This window comes from Nocardioides sp. Root1257, assembly GCF_001425175.1.
Classification (GTDB): Bacteria; Actinomycetota; Actinomycetes; order Propionibacteriales; family Nocardioidaceae; genus Nocardioides.
The window spans coordinates 211,683-232,867 of the sequence record NZ_LMDV01000001.1; the positions used below are offsets into that span (position 1 = coordinate 211,683).

20 protein-coding genes are annotated in these 21,185 nt (G+C 71.3%); 8 read left to right on the top strand and 12 right to left on the bottom strand.

Annotated features, from left to right (window positions below):
* Nucleotides 1–10: 10 nt before the first annotated feature.
* Entirely contained in the window at nucleotides 11–2,812 is a 2,802-nt protein-coding gene (locus tag ASC77_RS01030; RefSeq protein ID WP_056147699.1) for a DEAD/DEAH box helicase, read from the top strand.
* Here the strand turns inward: ASC77_RS01030 and ASC77_RS01035 are convergent.
* Together ASC77_RS01035 and ASC77_RS01040 are read right to left on the bottom strand one after the other, a co-directional pair.
* On the bottom strand, nucleotides 2,809–3,456 hold the full coding sequence (locus ASC77_RS01035; protein ID WP_056149721.1) for an SDR family oxidoreductase: 648 nt from the start codon (nucleotides 3,454–3,456) through the stop codon (nucleotides 2,809–2,811). The two genes, ASC77_RS01030 and ASC77_RS01035, sit on opposite strands and share 4 nt — an antisense overlap.
* 99 nt (nucleotides 3,457–3,555) lie before the next feature.
* Entirely contained in the window at nucleotides 3,556–4,458 is a 903-nt protein-coding gene (locus ASC77_RS01040) for a 5'-3' exonuclease (RefSeq protein ID WP_056149722.1), read from the bottom strand.
* A gap of 67 nt (nucleotides 4,459–4,525) precedes the next feature.
* Between ASC77_RS01040 and ASC77_RS01045 the strand changes: the two genes are divergently transcribed.
* Entirely contained in the window at nucleotides 4,526–4,978 is a 453-nt protein-coding gene (locus tag ASC77_RS01045) for an Lrp/AsnC family transcriptional regulator (RefSeq protein WP_082574374.1), read from the top strand.
* Nucleotides 4,979–5,081: 103 nt separating this feature from the next.
* Here the strand turns inward: ASC77_RS01045 and ASC77_RS01050 are convergent, their stop codons facing one another.
* Genes ASC77_RS01050 through ASC77_RS01070 form a run of 5 tightly spaced genes read right to left on the bottom strand, consistent with a single transcriptional unit; the run spans nucleotide 5,082 to nucleotide 10,962 of the window.
* Nucleotides 5,082–6,548, bottom strand: a complete 1,467-nt coding sequence (locus ASC77_RS01050) for a KamA family radical SAM protein (RefSeq protein ID WP_056147704.1) — start codon at nucleotides 6,546–6,548, stop codon at nucleotides 5,082–5,084.
* A gap of 59 nt (nucleotides 6,549–6,607) precedes the next feature.
* Nucleotides 6,608–7,201, bottom strand: a complete 594-nt coding sequence (locus ASC77_RS01055) for a GNAT family N-acetyltransferase (RefSeq protein ID WP_162249779.1) — start codon at nucleotides 7,199–7,201, stop codon at nucleotides 6,608–6,610.
* Nucleotides 7,198–8,799 carry an amidohydrolase gene (locus ASC77_RS01060; RefSeq protein ID WP_056147708.1) on the bottom strand — a complete coding sequence of 534 codons (1,602 nt, stop codon included), beginning with the start codon at nucleotides 8,797–8,799 and terminating at the stop codon, nucleotides 7,198–7,200. The genes ASC77_RS01055 and ASC77_RS01060 overlap by 4 nt, the downstream gene beginning before the upstream one ends.
* Nucleotides 8,796–10,220, bottom strand: a complete 1,425-nt coding sequence (locus tag ASC77_RS01065; protein WP_056147710.1) for an AMP-binding protein — start codon at nucleotides 10,218–10,220, stop codon at nucleotides 8,796–8,798. Before ASC77_RS01065 ends, ASC77_RS01060 begins: the two co-directional genes overlap by 4 nt.
* Nucleotides 10,213–10,962: an enoyl-CoA hydratase/isomerase family protein gene (locus tag ASC77_RS01070; protein WP_156390865.1), complete on the bottom strand. Its 750-nt coding sequence runs from the start codon at nucleotides 10,960–10,962 to the stop codon at nucleotides 10,213–10,215. The genes ASC77_RS01065 and ASC77_RS01070 overlap by 8 nt, the downstream gene beginning before the upstream one ends.
* A gap of 91 nt (nucleotides 10,963–11,053) precedes the next feature.
* Between ASC77_RS01070 and ASC77_RS01075 the strand changes: the two genes are divergently transcribed.
* The 4 genes from ASC77_RS01075 (at nucleotide 11,054) to ASC77_RS01090 (ending at nucleotide 14,773) form a co-directional block, all read left to right on the top strand.
* A complete protein-coding gene (locus ASC77_RS01075) occupies nucleotides 11,054–11,644 on the top strand; it encodes a TetR/AcrR family transcriptional regulator (protein ID WP_056147716.1) in 591 nt (196 codons plus the stop codon).
* Nucleotides 11,645–11,986: 342 nt separating this feature from the next.
* Entirely contained in the window at nucleotides 11,987–13,528 is a 1,542-nt protein-coding gene (lnt, locus tag ASC77_RS01080) for an apolipoprotein N-acyltransferase (RefSeq protein WP_156390866.1), read from the top strand.
* Nucleotides 13,525–14,295, top strand: a complete 771-nt coding sequence (locus ASC77_RS01085; RefSeq protein WP_056147722.1) for a polyprenol monophosphomannose synthase — start codon at nucleotides 13,525–13,527, stop codon at nucleotides 14,293–14,295. Before lnt ends, ASC77_RS01085 begins: the two co-directional genes overlap by 4 nt.
* A 10-nt stretch (nucleotides 14,296–14,305) precedes the next feature.
* The gene (locus ASC77_RS01090; protein ID WP_056147724.1) at nucleotides 14,306–14,773 is read left to right on the top strand and encodes an FxsA family protein; all 468 of its coding nucleotides are present in this window, start codon (nucleotides 14,306–14,308) and stop codon (nucleotides 14,771–14,773) included.
* Between the two features lie 2 nt (nucleotides 14,774–14,775).
* Here ASC77_RS01090 and ASC77_RS01095 read toward each other — a convergent pair whose 3' ends face one another.
* The 3 genes from ASC77_RS01095 to ASC77_RS01105 form a co-directional block, all read right to left on the bottom strand.
* On the bottom strand, nucleotides 14,776–15,162 hold the full coding sequence (locus tag ASC77_RS01095; protein ID WP_056147727.1) for an RNA polymerase-binding protein RbpA: 387 nt from the start codon (nucleotides 15,160–15,162) through the stop codon (nucleotides 14,776–14,778).
* 202 nt (nucleotides 15,163–15,364) lie between these two features.
* Entirely contained in the window at nucleotides 15,365–16,732 is a 1,368-nt protein-coding gene (locus ASC77_RS01100; RefSeq protein ID WP_056147729.1) for an MFS transporter, read from the bottom strand.
* On the bottom strand, nucleotides 16,729–17,553 hold the full coding sequence (locus tag ASC77_RS01105; protein WP_082574479.1) for a glycerophosphodiester phosphodiesterase: 825 nt from the start codon (nucleotides 17,551–17,553) through the stop codon (nucleotides 16,729–16,731). The genes ASC77_RS01100 and ASC77_RS01105 overlap by 4 nt, the downstream gene beginning before the upstream one ends.
* Nucleotides 17,554–17,619: 66 nt before the next feature.
* Between ASC77_RS01105 and ASC77_RS01110 the strand changes: the two genes are divergently transcribed.
* Nucleotides 17,620–17,892: a zf-TFIIB domain-containing protein gene (locus tag ASC77_RS01110; protein WP_082574375.1), complete on the top strand. Its 273-nt coding sequence runs from the start codon at nucleotides 17,620–17,622 to the stop codon at nucleotides 17,890–17,892.
* Nucleotides 17,893–18,006: 114 nt separating this feature from the next.
* Here the strand turns inward: ASC77_RS01110 and ASC77_RS01115 are convergent, their stop codons facing one another.
* Nucleotides 18,007–19,557, bottom strand: coding sequence for a UDP-N-acetylglucosamine 1-carboxyvinyltransferase (locus ASC77_RS01115; RefSeq protein ID WP_414813153.1), 1,551 nt, complete (start codon nucleotides 19,555–19,557; stop codon nucleotides 18,007–18,009).
* A 97-nt stretch (nucleotides 19,558–19,654) separates the two neighbouring features.
* Here ASC77_RS01115 and ASC77_RS01120 point away from each other — a divergent pair, with 97 nt between their 5' ends.
* Complete coding sequence (locus ASC77_RS01120; protein WP_056147733.1) at nucleotides 19,655–20,671, top strand: zinc-dependent alcohol dehydrogenase family protein; 1,017 nt, start codon at nucleotides 19,655–19,657, stop codon at nucleotides 20,669–20,671.
* A gap of 16 nt (nucleotides 20,672–20,687) precedes the next feature.
* Here the strand turns inward: ASC77_RS01120 and ASC77_RS01125 are convergent, their stop codons facing one another.
* Complete coding sequence (locus ASC77_RS01125; RefSeq protein ID WP_056147735.1) at nucleotides 20,688–21,098, bottom strand: hypothetical protein; 411 nt, start codon at nucleotides 21,096–21,098, stop codon at nucleotides 20,688–20,690.
* Between the last annotated feature and the right edge of the window lie 87 nt (nucleotides 21,099–21,185).

Genomic DNA, 21,185 nt, shown 5'->3' on the forward strand with positions numbered 1-21,185 from the left:
GTTTGGGCGCATGAGCACCGCGGACGACCAGGACCTCTCGCCGTCCGAGCGGTACTCCAGCTACCGCAAGCAGCGTCAGCACCCCGTCGTACGTGACTTCGCTGGCCTGTACGACTTCCCGCTCGACGACTTCCAGCGACGCGGCTGCGAGGCGATCGAGGAGGGCCGCAGCGTGCTGGTCGCCGCGCCGACCGGGTCCGGCAAGACGATCGTCGGCGAGTTCGCGGTGCACCTGGCGCTCGAGACCGGACGCAAGGCGTTCTTCACCACGCCGATCAAGGCGCTCTCGAACCAGAAGTACGCCGACCTGGTCGCCCGCTACGGCCCCGACAAGGTCGGCCTGCTGACCGGCGACAACGTCGTCAACGGCGAGGCACCGATCGTGGTGATGACCACCGAGGTGCTGCGCAACATGCTGTACGCCGGCTCGCGGACCCTGCTCGGCCTCGGCTTCGTCGTCATGGACGAGGTGCACTACCTCGCCGACCGCGCCCGCGGTGCGGTCTGGGAGGAGGTGATCATCCACCTCCCGGAGTCGGTCGCACTGGTCTCCCTGTCGGCCACGGTCTCCAACGCCGAGGAGTTCGGCGAGTGGCTCGAGACGGTCCGCGGCGACACCACCGTGATCGTCGAGGAACGGCGACCGGTCCCGCTCTACCAGCACGTGATGGTCGGCAAGCGCCTCCTCGACCTCTTCGCCTCCTCGGACGTCGACGCCGCCGCCGGCTTCGTCAAGGAGGGCGCACCGGTCAACGACGAGCTGCTCAAGGTCGCCCGCGACGACTGGGCCAGCAGCCGCATCAAGGACCGTCGTACGCCGCGCGGCCGGTCGAAGCCCGGGCAGCGTCAGGTCGGCAACGGCCGCCGGGTGTGGATCCCCAGCCGGGTCGACGTGATCGACCGCCTCGACCGCGAGGGCCTGCTGCCCGCGATCGTCTTCGTCTTCAGCCGGGTCGGGTGCGACGCGGCGGTCACGCAGTGCCTCAACGCCGGGATCCGGCTGACCAAGCCGGAGGAGCGCGACGAGATCTTCGCGTTCGTGGAGGCGTCCTGCCGACACCTGCCCGCCGACGACCTCCAGGTCCTGGGCTACCACGACTTCCTCGACGGACTGACCCGCGGTGTCGCCGCGCACCACGCCGGCATGCTGCCCGCGTTCAAGCAGTGCGTGGAGGAGCTCTACGTCCGCGGCCTGTGCAAGGTGGTCTTCGCGACCGAGACCCTGGCGCTCGGCATCAACATGCCCGCTCGCACGGTGGTCATCGAGAAGCTCGACAAGTGGAACGGCGAGACCCACGCCGCCATCACGCCGGGGGAGTACACCCAGCTCACCGGCCGCGCGGGCCGTCGCGGCCTCGACGTCGAGGGCCACGGCGTCGTCCTCTGGCAGCCCGGCATGAACCCTCGTGAGCTGGCCGGCCTCGCCTCCACACGCACCTATCCACTGCGCTCGTCGTTCCGGCCGTCGTACAACATGGCGGTCAACCTCGTGCACCAGTTCGGCCGCACCCGGTCGCGGGAGCTGCTCGAGCAGTCGTTCGCGCAGTTCCAGGCCGACAAGGCCGTCGTCGGCCTCGCGCGACAGCTGCGCAAGGCCGAGGACGCCCTCGACGGCTACCGCGAGGCGGCGGCCTGCGACCGCGGCGACTTCATGGAGTACGCCGCCCTTCGGCAGCGCATCAGCGACGTCGAGAAGGGCGCCAGCAAGGCCCGCAAGGCCGACCTCCGCGAGGAGGCCGCCGCGTCGCTGAAGGAGTTGAAGCCGGGCGACGTGATCATGGTGCCGACGGGGAAGTTCGCCGGCTGGGCCGTCGTCGTCGACCCGGGCTGGTCGCCCGAGGGGCCGCGACCGTACGTCGTCACCTCGGACCGTCAGGCGCGCCGGCTCGCGATGATCGACTTCCCGGCGCCCGTGGAGGCGATGGGGAAGGTCAAGATCCCCAAGAACTTCAACGGCCGCAACCCGCAGATGCGCCGCGACCTCGCCTCGGCGCTCAAGTCGCGCACGCACGACCTGGCGCCGCCGCGGCTGGTGAAGCAGCGCGGCCGCGACCAGACCCGCAACCATGCGGACGACGAGGTCAGCCGCCTGCGCGACCAGCTGCGCGCCCACCCCTGCCACGACTGCCCCGACCGCGAGGACCACGCACGCTGGGCGGAGCGCTGGGTGAAGCTCGACCGGGACGCGCAGACGCTGCGGCGCCGGGTTGAGCAGCGCACCAACACGGTCGCCCGGCAGTTCGACCGGGTCTGCGACGTGCTCACCGCGCTGGACTACCTCGAGGGCGACACGATCACCGAGCGGGGCAAGCACCTGATGCGGCTCTACTCCGACATGGACCTGGTGGCGGCCGAGTCGATCCGGCTCGGGCTGTGGGACGGCCTCTCGCCGTCCGAGCTCGCCGCCGCCCTGTCGGTGCTCGTCTTCGAGGCGCGACGTCCCGACGACGCCTCCTCGCCGCGGCTGCCCGGAGGCCGGGTGCGCGAGGTGATCGGCGAGATGGTGAAGCTGTGGGGGAGCCTCGACGCCCTCGAGCGCGACCACAAGCTGGACTTCCTGCGCTCGCCCGACCTCGGCTTCGTGTGGGTCTCCTACCGGTGGGCCGAGGGCGACGACCTCGACGACGTACTGGTCGCCAGCGACCTCGCCGCGGGCGACTTCGTCCGCTGGATGAAGCAGCTCATCGACCTGGCGGGGCAGGTCGCGGGCGCCGCCGGAGACAGCGCGCTCCGGGACACGGCCCGCCAGGCCATCGGAGCGCTACGGCGCGGCGTCGTGGCCTACGACTCGCTGGCCGACGACGAGCCCTAGGAGAGAGCCTCGGCTATCGGGGTGGCGCCGTTCGTCAGCGCCCACTGCTGCCCGATCGTGCGGTCGGTGTCGAGGGCCGCGGCGACCACCGCGGCGACGTCGGCCCGCGTGACGTCACCCCGGGGTACGTCGGGGCCGAGGGTCACCAGCCCGGTCGCCGGGTCGTCGGTGAGCCGGCCCGGGCGCAGGATCGTCCAGTCCAGGTCGCTGTCGCGTAGGGCGGCGTCCGCGTCGCGCTTCGCCTCGACGTACGCCCGCCAGACGTCGCCGGTGTCCTCCGGCAGCGGGTCGTCCACGCCGATCGCGGAGATCTGCACGAAGCGCCGGATGCCCGCCAGGCGGGCGCCCTCGATCGACTTCAGCGAGCCCTCGAGGTCGACGGTGCGCTTGCGCTCGATGTTGCCGTCCGGTCCTCCACCGGCAGCGAACACGACAGCCTCGCAGCGCTCGAACGCCGAGGCGAACGCCGCCGCGTCCTGCTGCTCGATGTCGAGCAGCCTGACCTCGGCGCCCTTGGCCTCCAGCTCCGCACGGTAGGCCTCAGTGCGGACCAGTGCGACGGGGTCGTGGTCCGAGCGGCGCAGGTCGTGGATGAGGTGCTGGGCCACCTGTCCGTGGCCCCCGACGATCGCGATTCGAGTCATGGTCTCCACCGTACGGGCGGCCCGAAGCTCGACGTTTGGTCACCAACCGTGGATGGACGCGCTCCCACTCTGCGCTTGGTGACCAAACGTCGCAGACGGTCAGCCGCAGAGCACCTCGGTCAGGCGCTGCACCGGGCTCTCGATGCCCCACTTGGTGCCGAGCTCGGCGACCCGCTGGAGGTCGACCGGCTCGGACGGGAGCCGGGTGGCGGGGGAGCCCAGGTCGATGTCGCGGGCAACGGCGACGACCTGCGGTGCGACGGCGAGGTAGTCGGCGGCGGCCTTGATCTTGCCGCGCGGCCCGGGACCCATGTCGCCGTCCGGGTCATGGGCCGCCGCGACGATGCCGTCCATGTCGCCGAAGCGCTGGAGCAGGGTCGCGGCGGTCTTCTCGCCGACGCCGGCGACGCCCGGCAGGCCGTCGGAGGCGTCGCCGCGCAAGGTGGCGAAGTCGGCGTACTGGTGCGCATCGATCGCGTACTTGGTGCGCACCCAGTCGTTGGTCACCCGCTCGTGGTTGCCGACACCGCGGGCGATGTAGAGGACCCGGACGTCGGCCGAGTCGTCGACGAGCTGGAAGAGGTCGCGGTCGCCGGTGACGATGTCGACCGGCTGGCGCGCCTGGCTGGCGAAGGAGCCGATCACGTCGTCGGCCTCGTAGCCGTCGGCGCCCACCACGCAGAGCCCGAACGCCTCCAGCACGTCGAGGATGATCGGCACCTGCACCTGGAGCGGGTCGGGCACCTCCTCGATGTCGGGTGCCCCCTGCTTCTCGGCGACCACCCGGTGCGCCTTGTACGACGGCAGCAGGTCGACCCGCCACTGCGGCCGCCAGTCGTTGTCCCAGCAGCAGACCAGGTCGGTGGGCCGGTAGTCGCCGACCAGCCGGGAGATGAAGTCGAGGAACCCGCGCACGGCGTTCACCGGCGTACCGTCGGGCGCCTTGATCTCCGGAACGCCGAAGAACGCCCGGAAGTACATCGAGGCGCTGTCGAGCAGCATGAGACGGCCGGGTTGCGAGTCGGTCACGAACGCATCCAATCACGGGATCGCGGCTAGTCTGTGCGCCGTGAGCCAGTCGGAACTCGAAGCAACGGACCGCAAGATCCTCGAGCTCCTCGCCAACGACGGAAGAATGTCCTTCACCGATCTGGGGAAGGCCACCGGACTTTCGACGTCAGCGGTCCATCAGCGCGTCAAGCGGCTCGAGGGCCGCGGGCTGATCCGTGGGTACGGCGCGAGCATCGACCACGAGCAGCTCGGGCTCCCGCTGACGGCGTTCATCTCGATCCGTCCGATCGACCCGTCCCAGCCCGACGACTCGCCGGAGCGGGTGCGCGGCATCCCCGAGATCGAGTCCTGCTGGTCGGTCGCCGGCGACGAGTCCTACATCCTCAAGGTGCGGGTCGCGACGCCGACCGCGCTCGAGGACCTGCTCGCGCGGATCCGGGCCGCGGCCAACGTCTCCACGCGGACGACGATCGTGCTGTCGACGCCGTACGAGAACCGCTCCGTCACCTGACCTGCGCCCTCCGGCGACGACGTTTGGTCACCAACCCAGGGTGGGAGCGTTCCCGGTCTGTGCTTGGTGACCAAACGTCGGAGCGGGAGCGGTCAGGCCGCCGTCACCAGGCCTGCAGCGCCGCCGTACGCCGGGACGCCTCGGCCACCTCGGCAGCCCGGAGCGCGGAGGCGTCCAGGTCGCCGTGCTCGGCCCACCACGCCTGGCCGGACTCCGGCAGGGTGTGGATCGGGTCGTAGTACTCGTAGGTCTTGGTGAGGGCATCGGCGGACGTGGCCTCGATGGACGTCCGGTAGTTCTTCGTCCAGTAGGAGACGCCGCGCTCGGTGTCGTAGTCGGCCAGCTGGTGCACCCAGCGCTTGCCGACGAACGGCACGTCGCAGACGATCCGCGGCGTGGCGAAGCCGGGCAGGTAGCCCATGATGTGGTGCTGCAGCCGCTGCGCGTCGGCGACCGAGACCCGCCAGTGCTCCGAGTAGGGGATCAGGTCGCACATGTAGAAGTAGTACGGCATGATCTGCGCGCCATCGAGCAGGCGGAAGCACAGGTCGAGCAGCGCGTGCGGGTCGGCGTTGACGCCGTTGAGCAGCACGCCCTGGTTGCGCACGTCGCGTACGCCGGCCTCCAGCATCGCCTTCGACGCGGCCGCCACCATCGGGGTGATCGAGTTGGCGTGGTTGGCGTGCGTGTGGATCGCCAGCGACACCCCGCGCGAGCGGGCGACGGTCGCGACCCGCTCGACGCCGGCGCGGACGTCGTCCTGCAGCCAGTGCTGGGGGAGCCCGACGAGCGCCTTGGTGGCGAGCCGGATGTCGCGGATGTTCTCGATCTCGAGCAGCTGGGTGAGGAAGTCCTCGAGCCGCGGCCACGGCATGTTCGCCACGTCGCCACCGGAGACGACGACGTCGCGCACCTGCGGCGTACGACGCAGGTAGTCGAGCATCGAGCCGAGACGGTCGACCGGCTTGCCGACGAACTTCAGCTTGTCGACGGTGGCGGTCGAGTTGCCGACGAGGTCCATCCGCGTGCAGTGCCCGCAGTACTGGGGGCAGGTCGGGAGCAGCTCGGCGAGCACCTTGGTCGGGTAGCGGTGCGTGAGGCCCTCGGCCACCCACATGTCGTGCTCGTGCAGCGAGTCGCGGGTGGCGTGCGGGTGCGAGGGCCAGTCGGTGCGTCGGTCGGAGAAGACCGGGATCATGTAGTGCCGGACCGGGTCGGCGTAGAACGCCTCGGTCAGCGAGCCCGGACCGGCCACCGTCTCGTGCGGCACCATCGTGTTCATCATCTGCGGCGGCACGAGCATCGACATCGTCGCCCGCTCGGCCTGGTCGCGCTCGAGGTCGGCGTAGAAGCGCTCGTCGACCAGGTCGCCCAGGAGCTCACGCAGCTGCTTGACGTTCTTGACGCAGTGCGACCGCTGCCACTGCACCGACGCCCACTCCTCGGCGGTGACGTCGCGCCACCCGGGGAAGCGGGTCCAGTCCGGCTCGACGAGCTCGACCTGCCGGTAGGGGTAGGGCTGACCGGTCTGGTCCTCGACCAGGGAGGCGATGCTCGTCTCGATGCTCATGCACCGAGGGTAGACGGAGATATTGCGGCGCTGCAAACGCCTGGCCGCATGTTTTCCCGTCAGATCAGATTGCTGGCAAGTAACGTCCGGCGCACAACGGCGTGACCCGGGGGCACGCCGTACCGGCGCAGGTAGACCGTCTCGACGAGCGAGCGCAGCGGCGGCTCGGGCTCGTCGGCGAGCGGGGCGTCCATCAGCAGCAGCTGCGGGGCATGGCCGTCGTCGTGCGGAGGCAGGTAGTCGCGCACCGGGTGCAGCCGACCGCCGAGGCGCTCGTAGAAGACGATCCGCCGGCGGTGCTCGTCGACGAGCTCGGGAGAGAGGCCGGCCTCGTCCGGGTCCTCGACGTCCCAGACGAGGCGGGTGCGGCCCTCGGCCGCGAGCCGGTCGGTCACCTCGCGCCACATCGCCGACCCGGTGCCGCGGCCCCGACGCCCGACGGCGTAGTAGCGCAGGAACGTCCACGGCGTCTCGGCCAGGTCGCGCACCAGGGCGAAGCCGGCCGGCCCGTCCTCGTCGAGCAGCACCAGCATCCGGTCGACGAAGAGGTCGTCGAACGGTGCCTGCAGCTCGTCCGGGAAGGCGTCCTCGTAGATCGCCCGCACGATGCCGCGCTGCTGGGGGCTCAGGGTTGTCGCCTCGACGAGGGTCACCGCTCCCACACCACCTGTCCGGCCAGCACGGTCGACAGGACCTCGATGTCGCGGATCGCCGTCGGCCCGACGGTCGCCGGGTCGTCCGAGAGCACGGCCAGGTCGGCGTACTTGCCGACCTCGATCGTGCCGCGATCCCGCTCCGCGTGGGAGGCGTACGCCGAGCCCAACGTGTACGCCGTGAGCGCCTCGAGCCCGGAGATCGCCTCCTCCGCACCGCACGGCTGTCCGCCGTCCGTCAGCCGGTTGACCATGTCGTGCATCCCGCGCAGCGGAGCGCCCTCGACGACCGGACGGTCCGAGCTGCCCGGCGGCGTGATGCCGGCGTCCAACAACGAGCGGTAGCGGTAGGCCCACCCCGCGCGCTCCGGGCCGAGCGCGCGCAGCATCCCGTCGCCGATCTCGCCGACGAAGCGGCCCTGGGGCACCGGGACGACCCCCAGCGCCGCGGCGCGGGCGACCTGGTCGGGCCGGGAGACGCCGAAGTGCTCGATCCGGTGTCGTACGTCGGGCCGTGGACAGCGCCGCTGCGCCTCCTCGACCGCGTCCAGGACGAGGTCGATCGCCGCGTCACCGATCGCGTGCGCGGCCACCCGCCAGCCGGACCGGTGCGCGTCCAGGATCCGCGCGCGCAGGGCACCAGCGTCGTCCTGGAGGTAGCCACGCTCGCCCGGGGTGTCCGCGAAGTCCTCGGTCATCGAGCAGGTGTGCCCGATCAGGGAGCCGTCGCTGAAGATCTTCACCGGCCCGATCCGCAGCCGGTCGTCACCGAGACCGGTGCGGATGCCGAGGTCCAGGCCGATGTCGATGCCGTCGGACGCGTGCGCGGTCACGGGGTGCAGCACGTCGGAGGCGACCATGAGCTCGACCCGGACCGGCAGCCGGCCGAGGTCGCGTGCCCGCTGGTAGGCGGCCACCTCGACGGGGCTCTTGCCGATCCAGCCGCCACCGACACCGGCCTCGACCACGCTGGTGATGCCTTGCGACAGGTAGACCCGTCCGGCCCGCTCGATCGCGTCGACCAGCGCGTCGACGGGGTAGGGGAGGACCAGGCGGTTCAGGAGCTGCTGGGCCTGCTCCTGGAGCAGCCCGGTCGGGCGACCGGCGGCGTCGACCACCACGAGCCCGCCGGGGACGTCGACGGGCGCGTCGGCGATGCCCAGGTCGGCGAGCAGTGCGCCGTTGGCGACGCACATGTGCCCGGACGTGTGCTTGAGCCAGACCCGACGCCCCGGCGCGACCCGGTCGAGCACGTCGCGGTCGGGGTGGGCGCCGAGCTTGTTCTCGTCGTAGCCGGCGCCGATGATCCAGGCGCCCTCGGGGGAGGTCGTCGCACGGGCCGCTACGGCGTCGTACAACGCCTCGAGGGTGGGCACCCGGAGGTCGACCTCGTCGAGCGACAGGCCGTACCACGCCATGTGGTTGTGGGCGTCGTGGAAGCCCGGGGTCACGACGGCACCGCCGAGATCGATGGTCCGGTGCGCCGGCACGTCCTCCAGCGCCACGATGCGGTCGCGCCAGATCGCGACCGCAGGAGCGACGGCGTCGCCGGCCAGGGTGCGCACCCGCGCGTTGGTCAGCAGCAGGTCCGCCTTCATGCTCGCCCCGCCTTCAGGGCGGCCTTCTCGACCCGCTGCGACGCCGTCAGTGGCAGGTCGTCGCGGAACTCCCACTGGCTGGGCACCTTGAACGCGGCGAGCCGCTCGACACACCACGCGGTGAGCTCGTCCGAGGAGGCACCCGGCGCCACGACGTACGCCTTGACCTCCTCGCCGCGGATCTCGTCGGGTACGCCGAGGACGGCAGCGAGCCGGACCGCGGGGTGGGTGAGCAGCACGTCCTCGACCTCGCGTGCTGCGATGTTCTCGCCGCTGCGGCGGATCATGTCCTTGAGGCGACCGGCGAGGTAGACGCGTCCCTGGTCGTCGAGCCGCGCCAGGTCGCCGGTCGGGAACCACCCGTCCACGAAGGGGTCCGGCTGTCCGAGGTAGCCCTCCATCATCCCGGGGCCGCGCAGCCACATCTGCCCGTCGTCGTCGATGCGCACCTCGCGGTGCGCGGCCGGCCGGCCGAGGCAGCCGGAGCCGACCAGCTCGTCGTGGTCGTCGGGGGAGACCCGGATGTCGGCGCCGGTCTCGGTCATGCCGAACGCCTCGAACCACGGGACGCCCCAGCGGGCCTCGAGATCCGCGTGCAGGGCGGGTGGGATCGCCGAGCACTGGACGGCGCGCACCCGGTGGGCCCGGTCCAGGTCGTCGGCCGGCATCTTGAGCAGGAGCGTCGGCATCGCGGCCAGGCAGTAGAAGTAGGTGACGTCGTGCGCGCGCACCTGCGACCAGAACGTCGACGGGTGGAAGCCGTCCAGCGCGACCAGGTGGGCGCCGGCCAGCAGCGCGGACACGACGTTCCACTGCGGGTCGAGGTAGAAGAACGGCTGCGCCGTCAGCATCACGTCGTCGGCGCGCAGGTGCGGGAACTCCTCGACCATCGACGTCGCGAGGGTGGTCCAGTAGCGGTGGGTGAGCACACAGCCCTTCGGGTGCCCGGTGGTGCCGGAGGTGTACTGCACGTTCACCGGAGCCGCGGGATCCACCGGCCCCTGCTCCCAGGGCCCCGCCGGATTCAGGTCCGCCACGTCCACGACCTCGACGAGCGGCTCCAGGAGCCCGGCGTACGACGGCGACGTGACGGCCAGCCGGGCGCCCGCGTCGGCGACGACGTGGCCGGCGTCGGCGGTGCGGTAGCGGACGTTCAGCGGGACCATCGCCGCGCCCAGGCGCATCAGCGCGAACCAGACCAGCGGGAGCTCGGGCTGGTTGTCGAGCATCACCGCCACCCGGTCTCCCGGCTGCACCCCACGCTCGCGCAGCGCCTGGGCGAGGCGCGACGTTTGGTCACCAACCGTAGAGAAGGTGAGCGTCTGCTCGGTGCCGTCCGCGGCCACGAACGTCCACGCGGGCCGCTCGGGCCACCGCTCGGCGGCGGCCAGCAGGAGGTCGACGAGGGACTGCTCAGCCACGGGTGAAGGCCTCCTTGGGTGCCGCGCCCTCCCCGGACAGGGAGGTCAGGACGGCGTGGTCGACCTCGCGGACCATCGCCTCCTCCAGCGTGGCATCCAGGCCGTGGTCGAGCACCTGCTTGGCGAGACTCAGCGCGAGCGGCGGACGCTCCACGAAGCGCTGGGCCAGCTCGAGGGCCACGGTCTCGTGCTCGCCGGCGGGTACGGCGCGCGCGACCATCCCGAGCGCCGCCGCCTCGGCGCCGGTCACCCGGTCGCCGAGCAGGAGCAGCTCCTTGGCCTTGGCCCACCCGACCAGCATCGGCAGCAGCCGGGAGATGCCACCGGTCACGCTCAGACCGACACCGACCTCCGGGAAGCCGAACTGGGCGTCCTCGCTGGCCACCACCACGTCGCAGGCGAGCGCGAACTCGCAGCCGGCGCCCAGCGCGTAGCCGTGCACCGCGGCGACCACCGGGCCGGGGAACCGACGGGTGAGCCGGGTGACCTCCTGGATCGCCTCCAGGCGCCGCCGGGTCTGCACCGGGGTCTCGACGGGCTCCGGCTCCTTCAGGTCGTGGCCGGCGCAGAACGCCCGACCGCGGCCGGCCAGCACCACCACGCGCGCGTCCTCCTCGGCCGCACGGGTCAGCGCCGCACCGAGCTGGTCGGTGAGCGCGGCGGTGACGGCGTTCAGGCGCTCGGGCCGGTTGAGGTGGAGCAGTGCGATCGCACCGTCCCGGCTGTACTCGACGACCTCCACCGGAGGACTCCTTCGCATCGGGGCTACCGATCGATCGATCGATCGGGCATCATGGGCGACCGTAGAACGCGGCGACGAGAGGGGTCAAGCGGTGGCGCAGCCCACGGTGGAGCGGGTCCAGGCCGCTGCCCTCGCGCTCTTCGCCGAGCGCGGCTACCACGGCACCGGCATCCGGCAGCTCGCCGACGCCGCCGGACTCTCCTCCGCCTCGCTCTACCACTACATGGGCACCAAGGAGGAGCTGCTCGTCGCCATCATGCGCGGCAGCCTCACCGAGCTGCTCGACGCCGCCGAGGCGGCCGCCACCCTGGCCGACCCCCAGGCGCGGCTGGTCGCGCTCGTCGAGCTGCACGTGCGCACGCACGCGAGCGCGCCCGAGCGCACCCGTGTCGTCGACGACGAGGTCAACGCACTCTCGACGGCAGCACGCGACGAGGTGGTCGGCCTCCGGGACCGCTACGAGGGCCTGTGGCAGGACACCCTCGACGAGGGCGTCGCCACCGGAGCCTTCGAGGTCGGCTCCACCGCCGTCGTACGCCGAGCGCTGCTGGAGATGTGCAGCGGCGTCGCGCGCTGGTGGACGCCCGCCGGCGATCTCGACCCGGACGCCCTGGCGGCGGAGTACGCCGGTCTAGCCCTCCGACTGGTCGGCGTGTCGGCGCGACACGCCGCACCTCGGTGAAATTTCGAGGCGATCTCGAGCGTCAGACTCCGCTCCTGACCTGCAGATTCGCGCGTCTGTGCAGGTCATCAGGCGGTTGACAGCGGGCGAGTTTCGCGGCCAAGGTGTGCCGTCCGTTCATGCAGATCGTGGACGGCGGACCGCCGTCCGAGTGGCCGGGTCCGAGGGTGGGGTGCCAACCACGCCTCGGTCCTTGTTCGCGGAGGTCGGTCCGCTCCCGCGAGAGCGGACGCGGAAGGGACCCGTGTCCCCTAGACAACAGCCGCGGCCCCGGCAGCCGGTCGAGGTCGGACTGGTCCGAAGGGCGCGGGATCCTTCCGGGGCATCGGTATCGTCTGTCCCGTGCTGCTCCGGATCCTGGTGGCCGTCGCGAGCGGCGTCGGGCTGTCCCTCGCGTTCGAGCCGGTCGCCGTGCCGATCGTCATCCCGTTCGCGGTCGCCGGGTTCGTCCTCACCACCCGCGGCCTGCGGATCCGCTCGGCCCTTCTCGTCGGCTGGGCGTTCGGGGTCGGCTTCCAGTTCGTGCTGCTCTTCTGGATGCGAGCCGTCGGGTACGACGCCTGGGTCGGGCTCTCGCTGTGGCAGTCGCTCTTCTACGCCGTGCTCGGCGCGGCCTCCTGCCTCCTGCAGCGGCACCGCCTCTGGCCGCTCTGGGTCGCGGCCGCATGGGTGACCACGGAGCTCTGGTACAGCACCTGGCCGTTCAGCGGGATGCCGTGGGGACGCCTCGCTTTCGCCGTCGCCGACACGCCGCTGGCCGATGCGCTGCCCTGGATCGGGACGGTCGGCGCGAGCCTCGTGCTCGCCCTCAGCGGCACCCTGCTGGCGTGGGCGGTCGTCGAGCACGGAAGCACCCGGCTCGTCGCCGTGGGCGCGCTGGCCGCCCTGGCCCTGGCTGGTCTCGTGCTGCCGCTCGCGGTGTCGTGGTCGCCGCACCCCGAGGGCGAGGCCACCGTCGCGGTCGTCCAGGGCGACGTGCCCGGCAACGGGGACGACATCCTCTACGACTTCCGCCAGGTGACCCAGAACCAGGTCGACGTGACCACGCGGCTGGCCGACGACGTGGCCGCGGGCAAGGAGCCGAAGCCGGACTTCGTGCTGTGGCCCGAGAACTCGACGGCCGTGGACCCGTTCCGCGACCAGCAGACCAACGCGGGCATCCTGGCGGCCAGCTCCGCGATCGGCGTCCCGATCCTGGTGGGCGCCATCGTGGACGCCGGCCCCCAGCACGTCCTCAACCAGGGCATCGTCTGGGACCCGGTCACCGGCGCGGGGGAGCGGTACACGAAGCACCACCCGGTGGTCTTCGGCGAGTACATCCCCTTCCGGAAGTACCTCGACAACCTCCAGATCGGTCGCCTCACGATGGTGGGCCGCGACATGGTCTCGGGCACGCGCCTCGACCCGCTGAGCATCGCGGGGGTCGAGGTCGCGGACTCCATCTGCTTCGACGTCGCGTACGACGACGCGATCTACGGCCAGGTCGACCGCGGCGCCCAGCTGCTGACCGTGCAGACCAGCAACGCGACCTTCATCCACACCGACCAGATCGACCAGCAGTTCGCGATCACCCGGCTCCGCGCCGTCGAGACGGGCCGCTGGCTGGCGGTCGCCTCGACGAACGGCGTGTCGGGCGTCATCGCGCCGGACGGCAGCGTGGTCGCGCGGGCCGAGCCCCGCACCCAGGCGGCGCTCGTGGAGACCGTCGGGCTGGACACCGCGATCACCCCGGCCGTGCGGATCGGGCCGTGGTCGGGGCGGCTGTGCGTGCTGCTGGCGGGTCTCGGTCTGCTCCTCGCGCTGGTCCCGTATCGTCGTGGTCTCGCCCGACAGGAGGCCGACGAGAGCGACGTTGAGCCCGACGCACTGAGCAGGAACCGATGAGCGCAGCTGGACCCCACCACGTCGACGGCCTGGGCCGCGTGGTCGTCGTCATCCCGACGTACAACGAGGCCGACAACCTCGCCTGGATCGTCGGCCGTCTGCGGGCCGCGCAGCCCGCGATCGACGTCCTCGTGGTCGACGACGGGTCGCCGGACGGCACGGGCGACGTCGCCGACGGGCTCGCCGCCGCCGACCCCGCTGTCCGCGTGGTGCACCGCACCAGCAAGGAGGGCCTGGGGGCGGCCTACCTGCACGGCTTCCGGGTCGCCCTGGACGCGGGCTACGACGTGATCGGCGAGATGGACGCCGACGGGTCCCACCAGCCCGAGCAGCTGGACCGGCTCCTCGCCGCGCTGCGCGACGGCGCCGACCTGGTGATCGGCTCGCGCTGGGTGCCCGGGGGAGCGGTGGTCAACTGGCCGCTGCGCCGCGAGCTGCTCTCCCGCGGAGGCAACCTCTACGTGCGCCTGCTGCTCGGCGTCCGGGTGCGCGACGCGACGGCGGGCTACCGGCTGTTCCGGCGTACGACGCTCGAGAAGATCGACCTCGAGACCGTCCAGTCGACCGGCTACGTCTTCCAGACCGACATGGTCGCGCGCACCCTCGCCGCCGGGCTGACGGTCCGCGAGGTGCCGATCGAGTTCGTCGAGCGGGTCCGCGGCGACTCCAAGATGAGCGGCTCCGTGGCCACCGAGTCGCTGCGCCGGATCACCGCCTGGGGACTGCGCGAGCGCGCCGAGCGCGTGCGTACGGCGCTGCGCCGATGAGGGGGAGGCGATGACCCGACGGCGACGGATGGTCCAGGCGGCGCTCTTCGTCGCCTTCGTCGTCGTCCCCCTGGCCGAGATCTACGTGCTCGTGCAGATCGGCCAGGTGATCGGCGCCGGCTGGACGATCGCACTGCTGGTGCTCGACGCGATCCTCGGGACCTGGCTGATCCGCCACGAGGGGGCGCGGGCCTGGCGCGCCTTCCGCGACGCCCTCGCAAGCGGTCGTCCGCCCGCCTCCGAGATCGCCGACGGCGCGCTGATCATCGTGGGCGGGACGCTGATGCTCGCGCCGGGCTTCATCACCGACGCGTTCGGGATCCTGCTGATCCTGCCCTTCACCCGACCGCTCTTCCGGCGGCTGCTCGCCGCGGCGGTCGCCCGGCGGCTGGTGATGGGTGCCGTGGACGTACGACGCCCCGGACCCGGACCCACCGAGGGGCCCGTCATCCGGGGCGAGGTCGTCGACGACGACTAGCGTCAGGCCGAGGCGCGACGCTTCTTCTGGTTGGCGCGGTGCAGGTGCGCCGGGCCGATCTCGCCGCCGCGGAGCAGCTCGAGACGCTCCTTGAGGATGTCCTCGAGCTCCTTCTCCGAACGCCGCTCCAGCAGCATGTCCCAGTGGGTGCGGGCCGGCTTCTCGGCCTTCACCTCGGGCAGGATGCCGGACACGTTCATCGCCTCGGCGCCGCAGCGCGGGCACTCCCACACGGCCGGGACGTCGGCCTCGACCGACATCGTGACCTCGAACTCGTGCCCCTGGGCACAACGGAAACCAACCTGCTGACGCGCCGCGAACTCGATGCCGCGCTCGTCCTCAAAGCTTTGGCCCCCGAGCCGCGCTCCACGCAGTGTGCGCTCTGCCATGAGCCACCTCCCGAATCTTGTCCCCCGAATGATGCATGTCCGAGACTGACCGGCCGGCGCACGAGTCGCAGGCCTCAGCGGGGATGTACCCCACTGGTTCAAGTCTCAATCCGTTCAACGGTAGAGGTATGGACAAGATTCCGGGAATCGGGCGGTATGACCCCACTCACAGGAACTTCTCAGGTGCTCCTCGGACGCGACGTCAGACCACGGCCGGCAGGTCGTTGCCGGCCTCCTGGATGCCACGGCGCGGGTCGACCCGCATCAGCAGGGCGATGCCGAGGACGAACAGCACCATGAGCGCCAGGAGCGCCGGTCGGTAGGAGTCGGTCCACTGGTGGACGAGGCCGAAGATCAGCGTGCCGATCCAGCTCGTGCCGCGCTCGCAGGCCTGGTAGAGCGAGAAGTACTCCGCCTCGCGGCCCCGGGGGATGAGCTGGCTGTAGAACGAGCGCGAGAGCGCCTGGGTGCCACCCAGCACGACCCCGATCGCCACGGCGAGCAGCAGGAACAGCAGGAGGTTGTCGTTGGGGATCAGCCACCCGACCACCACCACGACCAGCCAGATGAAGAGTCCGGTCTTGATGACCTTGAACGCGCCGATCCGGTTCGCGATCCGCCCGAAGCCGAGCGCGCCGGCGATGCCGACGAACTGGACGACGAGGAACGCCATCAGCACGGTGCTCTTCTCGAAGCCGAGCTGCTTCTCGCCGTACACCGAGGCGGCGTAGATCACCGTCTGGATGCCGTCGTTGTAGAAGAGGTAGGCGAGCAGGAACGTGAGCGTGACCGGGTAGCCGCGCAGGTCCTTCAGCGTGTGCCACAGCTGGCCGAAGCTGGCCTGCACCAGACCGCCGGGCTCCGCGACCGGGTTGACCGGCGGGCGCGAGCGGATGCCGCGGACCGGGATGATCGTGAAGACGGCCCACCAGACGCCGGCGCTGAGCAGGCTGATCCGCACCGCCATCTCGGTGTGGTCGCTCATCACCGTGAGCAGCACGAAGTTCACGGCCAGCAGCAGGCCGCCGCCGAGGTAGCCGAGGGCCCAGCCCTTCGACGAGACGGTGTCGCGCTCGTCGGGGTCGGCGATGTCGACCAGGATCGAGTCGTAGACCACCAGGCTGGCGCCCAGGAAGAGCGTGGCGAAGACGAGCAGCACGGCGCCGAGCTGCCAGTTCGAGCCGGCGACGAAGAACATCAGCATCGCCATCGCGCTGCCCGCCCAGGCGAACCCGCCGAGCAGGCGCGGCTTGCTCGCGCTGCGGTCGGCGATCGCGCCGACGATCGGCAGCACGATCGCGGAGAGGATGGTCGCGGCCGTGACGAGGTAGAAGACCAACGATCCGGCGGAGACGTCGAGCCCGAGGACGTGCAGGTCCTGGGTGCACTTGATGTGCTTGTCCTCATCGGTGACGTAGCCGCAGGCAGCCTTCTCGGCGACCGAGGTCAGGTACGGCGCGAAGAGCACGGCGGCGGTGGTGGTGACGAAGGCGCTGTTGGCCCAGTCGTACCAGTACCAGGCCTTCTGCTCGCGCACCCGGGCGTCCGGGTCGAGCTCGGCTGCCGTCATGACGACTCCCTCCACTGGCCACGCTGGACGAGGACCGCCCTGAGTATGTCGGTGCGGTCGGTGAAGAGTCCGTCGACGCCCCGGTCCAGCAGGACGCGCATCTCGTCGGCGTCGTCGATCGTCCAGACGTGCACCTGCCGTCCGGAGGCGTGCACGCGCCGGACCAGCCCGGGCGTGACCACCAACAGACGGTTGCGGCGGTGCGGGACCTGCAGGGCCGCGCCACCGGTGCCCGCGAGCCGGGCCGCCAGCCACGCGACCGGCACGAACCGGAACGCGGCGATCTGGCCGAGCGTCGCGCTGGTGGGCACCCGGCCGTCGGTGAGCTGCCGGAACAGCGCCGTACGCCGTCGCGAGAACGAGCCGACCAGGACCCGGTCCCACGCCTCGCGTGCGGCGATGAAGTCGGCCAGCGCCGGGACGGCGCCATCGGACTTGAGGTCGATGTTGAAGCGGGCGTCGGGGAACGCGTCGAAGAGCTCGGCGAGGGTCGGCACGGACTCGCGCCCTCCCACCCGGGCCTCCCGCACCTCGGCGAGACTGAGGGCGGCGATCTCGCCACGACGATCGGTCACCCGGTCGAGCACCGAGTCGTGGAACGCGAGCAGCACTCCGTCGCGGGTCACGTGCACGTCGGTCTCGAGGTAGGTGTAGCCGAGGCCGACCGCGTGCCGGAACGCGGCCAGGGTGTTCTCCAGGCCCTCGATCTCCGGGTGGTAGGCACCGCCGCGGTGCGCGAAGGCAAGCACCGAGCCCGGGTCCTCGAGCACCCGGTCGAGGTAGGCGAACCCGGTCCGCGGAGTGTCCACCGGCGACGTCACGACGAGCAGTATCGCGGACCGGCGAGGGTCCGCGCGCACTCACCACCGGAGCGGTAGCGTCGGTGCATGGAGACCTTGACCTGCCCACGGTGCGGCGCGGAGATGGAGACACGCGCCATCAGCTCGTCCCTCGGCGAGGGCGCGGTCAGCGCCTGTCCCGACGGCCACGGGGTCTTCCTCGCGCGTCCCGACCTGGGCGCGCTCATCGAGGCCGAGAGCGACTGGCACCGGCACGTCGGCCAGCACACCGCGCCGATGCCGAGGATCACCCCCGACATGACCGCCCCGCCCGTCACGAAGCCGCCCGCCCGGGCCTGGGTCGAGACGCTCTTCGACTGACCCTCGCCGCCCCGGCCGCGACGTTTGGTCACCAAGCGCAGGCCGGGAACGCTCCCACCTGCGCTTGGTGACCAAACGACGGCCGCGGAGGCCGAAGCTCGGGCCAGGGGCGGCTCAGATGTCCCGGAACGTCTCGATGTTGGCGCCGAGCTGGTTGAGCCGCTCGGCGAGGTCCTCGTAGCCCCGGTGGATGACGTACGTCGACCGCAGCACGGAGGTGCCCTTCGAGGCCAGCATCGCCAGCAGGATCACCACGGCCGGGCGCAGCGCCGGCGGGCAGACCAGCTCGGTGCCGCTGAAGCTGGTCGGACCCTCGATCATCACCCGGTGCGGGTCGAGCAGCTTGACGCGGGCGCCGAGCTTGTTGAGGTCGGTCAGGTAGATCGCCCGGTTCTCGTAGACCCAGTCGTGCAGGAGGGTCTGGCCCTCGGCGACCGCCGCGATGACCGCGAAGAACGGGAGGTTGTCGATGTTGAGGCCGGGGAACGGCATCGGGTGGATCTTGTCCAGCGGCGCGTGCAGCTCGGAGGGCTTCGTGGTGATGTCGACCAGGCGGGTGTGGCCGTTGAGGGCCACGTACTCCTCGGAGCGGTCGTAGCTCAGACCCATCTCCTCGAGCAGCGCGAGCTCGATCTCCATGAACTCGATCGGCACCCGACGGATGGTGATCTGCGACTTGGTCACGATCGCCGCGGCGACCAGCGACATCGCCTCGATCGGGTCCTCGCTGGGCGCGTAGTCGACGTCGACGTCGATCTCCGCGAGACCCGTCACGCGCAGCGTGGTGGTGCCGATGCCCTCGACGGAGACGCCGAGCCGCTGCAGGTAGAAGCAGAGGTCCTGGACCATGTAGTTGGACGACGCGTTGCGGATCACGGTCAGGCCCGGGTGCAGCGCGGCCGCCATCAGGGCGTTCTCGGTGACGGTGTCGCCGCGCTCGGTGAGCACGATCGGGCGGCCCGGCTCGATGGCCCGGTTGACCTGCGCGTGGTAGCTGCCGTCGGTCGCCTTCACCTCGAGACCGAACGGTCGCAGCGCCGCCATGTGCGGCTCGACGGTGCGGGTGCCGAGGTCGCAGCCGCCGGCGTAGGGCAGCTCGAACGTGTCGACCTGGTGCAGCAGCGGGCCGAGGAACATGATGATCGAGCGGGTACGGCGCGCCGCGGTCTCGTCGATGTTGCGGAGGTCGAGGTCGCGCGGCGGGATGATCTCGAGGTCGTTGTCGTCGTTGAGCCACCGCGCCTGGACGCCCATGCTGGTCAGCACCTCGAGGAGGCGGTTGACCTCCTCGATGCGCGCGACCTTGCGCAGCGTGGTGCGACCCCGGTTGAGCAGCGACGCGCAGAGCAGCGCGACGCCGGCGTTCTTGGAGGTCTTGACGTCGATCTCGCCCGACAGCGTGGTCGGGCCCGTCACCCGCAGGTGGGTCGGTCCGGCGCCGACGGCGACGATCTCGGAGTCGAGTGCCGCGCCGATGCGGGCGAGCATCTCGAGGGAGAGGTTCTGGTGCCCCTTCTCGATCCGGTTGACCGCGCTCTGGCTGGTGTTGAGCAGGTCGGCCAGCTGGTGCTGGGTGAGCCCGCGGTGCTTGCGCGCGTCCCGGATCAGGTTGCCGATGCGGTTCTTGTAGCCCTCGGTCGTGGTGGCCTCAGTCATGTCGTCCACGGTAACTCACATATGAGATAACGCAACAACGCGCGGGTCCCGGGGTGTCGGGGGAGCGCCGCTGCTCCGGCTCCGGCCTGCTGAGAGGATGGGCGGCATGCGCGCGACGACGATCCACGGTACCCGAGACATCCGCGTCTCCGACGTTCCCGACCCGACGATCTCGGCACCGACCGACGCCGTCGTGAGGATCGTCGCAGGCTGCATCTGCGGATCGGACCTGTGGCCGTACCGCGGTGAGAACGAGATCACGCCCGGCGACACGATCGGCCACGAGTGCGTCGGGGTCGTCGAGGAGGTCGGCGCGGACGTGACGTCGTTCCGGCCGGGGGACTTCGTGATCGTGCCGTTCGACCACTGCGACAACACCTGCGCGCACTGCCGCGCCGGTGCGCAGTCGGGCTGCGTCAACCTCGGCTTCACCGAGAGCGGCCAGGCCGAGTACACCCTGGTGAGCCAGGCCGAGGGCAGCCTCGTGAAGACCGACGGCATGCCCGACGCCTCGATGATCCCGTCGCTGCTGACCCTCGCCGACGTGTTCCCGACGGGCTGGCACGCCGCGGTCTCGGCCGGCGTCCGGCCCGGCAGCACGGCGGTCGTGGTCGGCGACGGTGCCGTCGGGCTGTTCGGCGTGCTGGCCGCGTCGCTGCAGGGCGCCGAGCGGGTCGTCGCCATGTCACGCCACGAGCCGCGGCAGGCGATCGCCCGCGCGTTCGGCGCGACCGACGTCATCGCCGAGCGCGACCAGGCCGGTGTGGACGCCGTGCTGGAGCTCACCGACGGGGTCGGCGCCGACGCGGTGCTCGAGTGCGTCGGCACGGACCAGTCCATGCAGACCGCCTTCAAGATCGCCCGACCCGGCTCGACCGTGGGCTTCGTCGGAGTGCCGCACGGCGTCGAGCTGCCGCTGCGGCGGATGTTCCGCGGCAACATCGGGCTCGCGGGCGGCATGGCGCCGACGCGCAAGTACATCCCCGAGCTGCTCGAGCGCGTGCTCGCAGGCGGGATCGACCCGGGCCTCGTCTTCGACCTGACGGTGTCGCTGGACGACGTCGCCGAGGGCTACCGCGCGATGGACGAGCGGCGGGCGATCAAGGTGCTCGTCGAGCCCTGAGCGAGGTCAGGGAGCGTCAGTCGCGGCGACCCGAGGTGTACAGCCCGACGCCGACCAGGATGCCGATGCCGGCGACCAGCTCGCTGACGAAGACGGCGGTGGCGTCGTCGAGGAAGACGGCGAAGAGGATGAGCAGGATCCCGGCGACGCCGCAGATGCCGAGGAACGGCTTCGCCGGCAGCGACGAGTTGAGAGCCATCGCGCAGAGCAGCACCGTCGTACCGATGACGCCGTCGCGGTAGCCGGCCCACATGCCCTCGGCCGTGGTGCCGTAGAGCAGCCAGCTGGCCAGGATCAGGCCGATGCCCGAGACCAGGATCAGCAGCCAGCCGAGCGGCGCCATCACGGGCACCGGGCCGGACGCGACCGGGGCGCCGGAGTGGACAACAGGGGTGCCGGGGGCGGTACGTCGCTCGGGGGTCGCCATGTGCGGAATCCTAGAGCCAATCGCGCTCGATGGCCCGACCAGGGGGCGACACGCGCTTGGCCCGCCTCGCAGGCGGGTAGGTGCTCG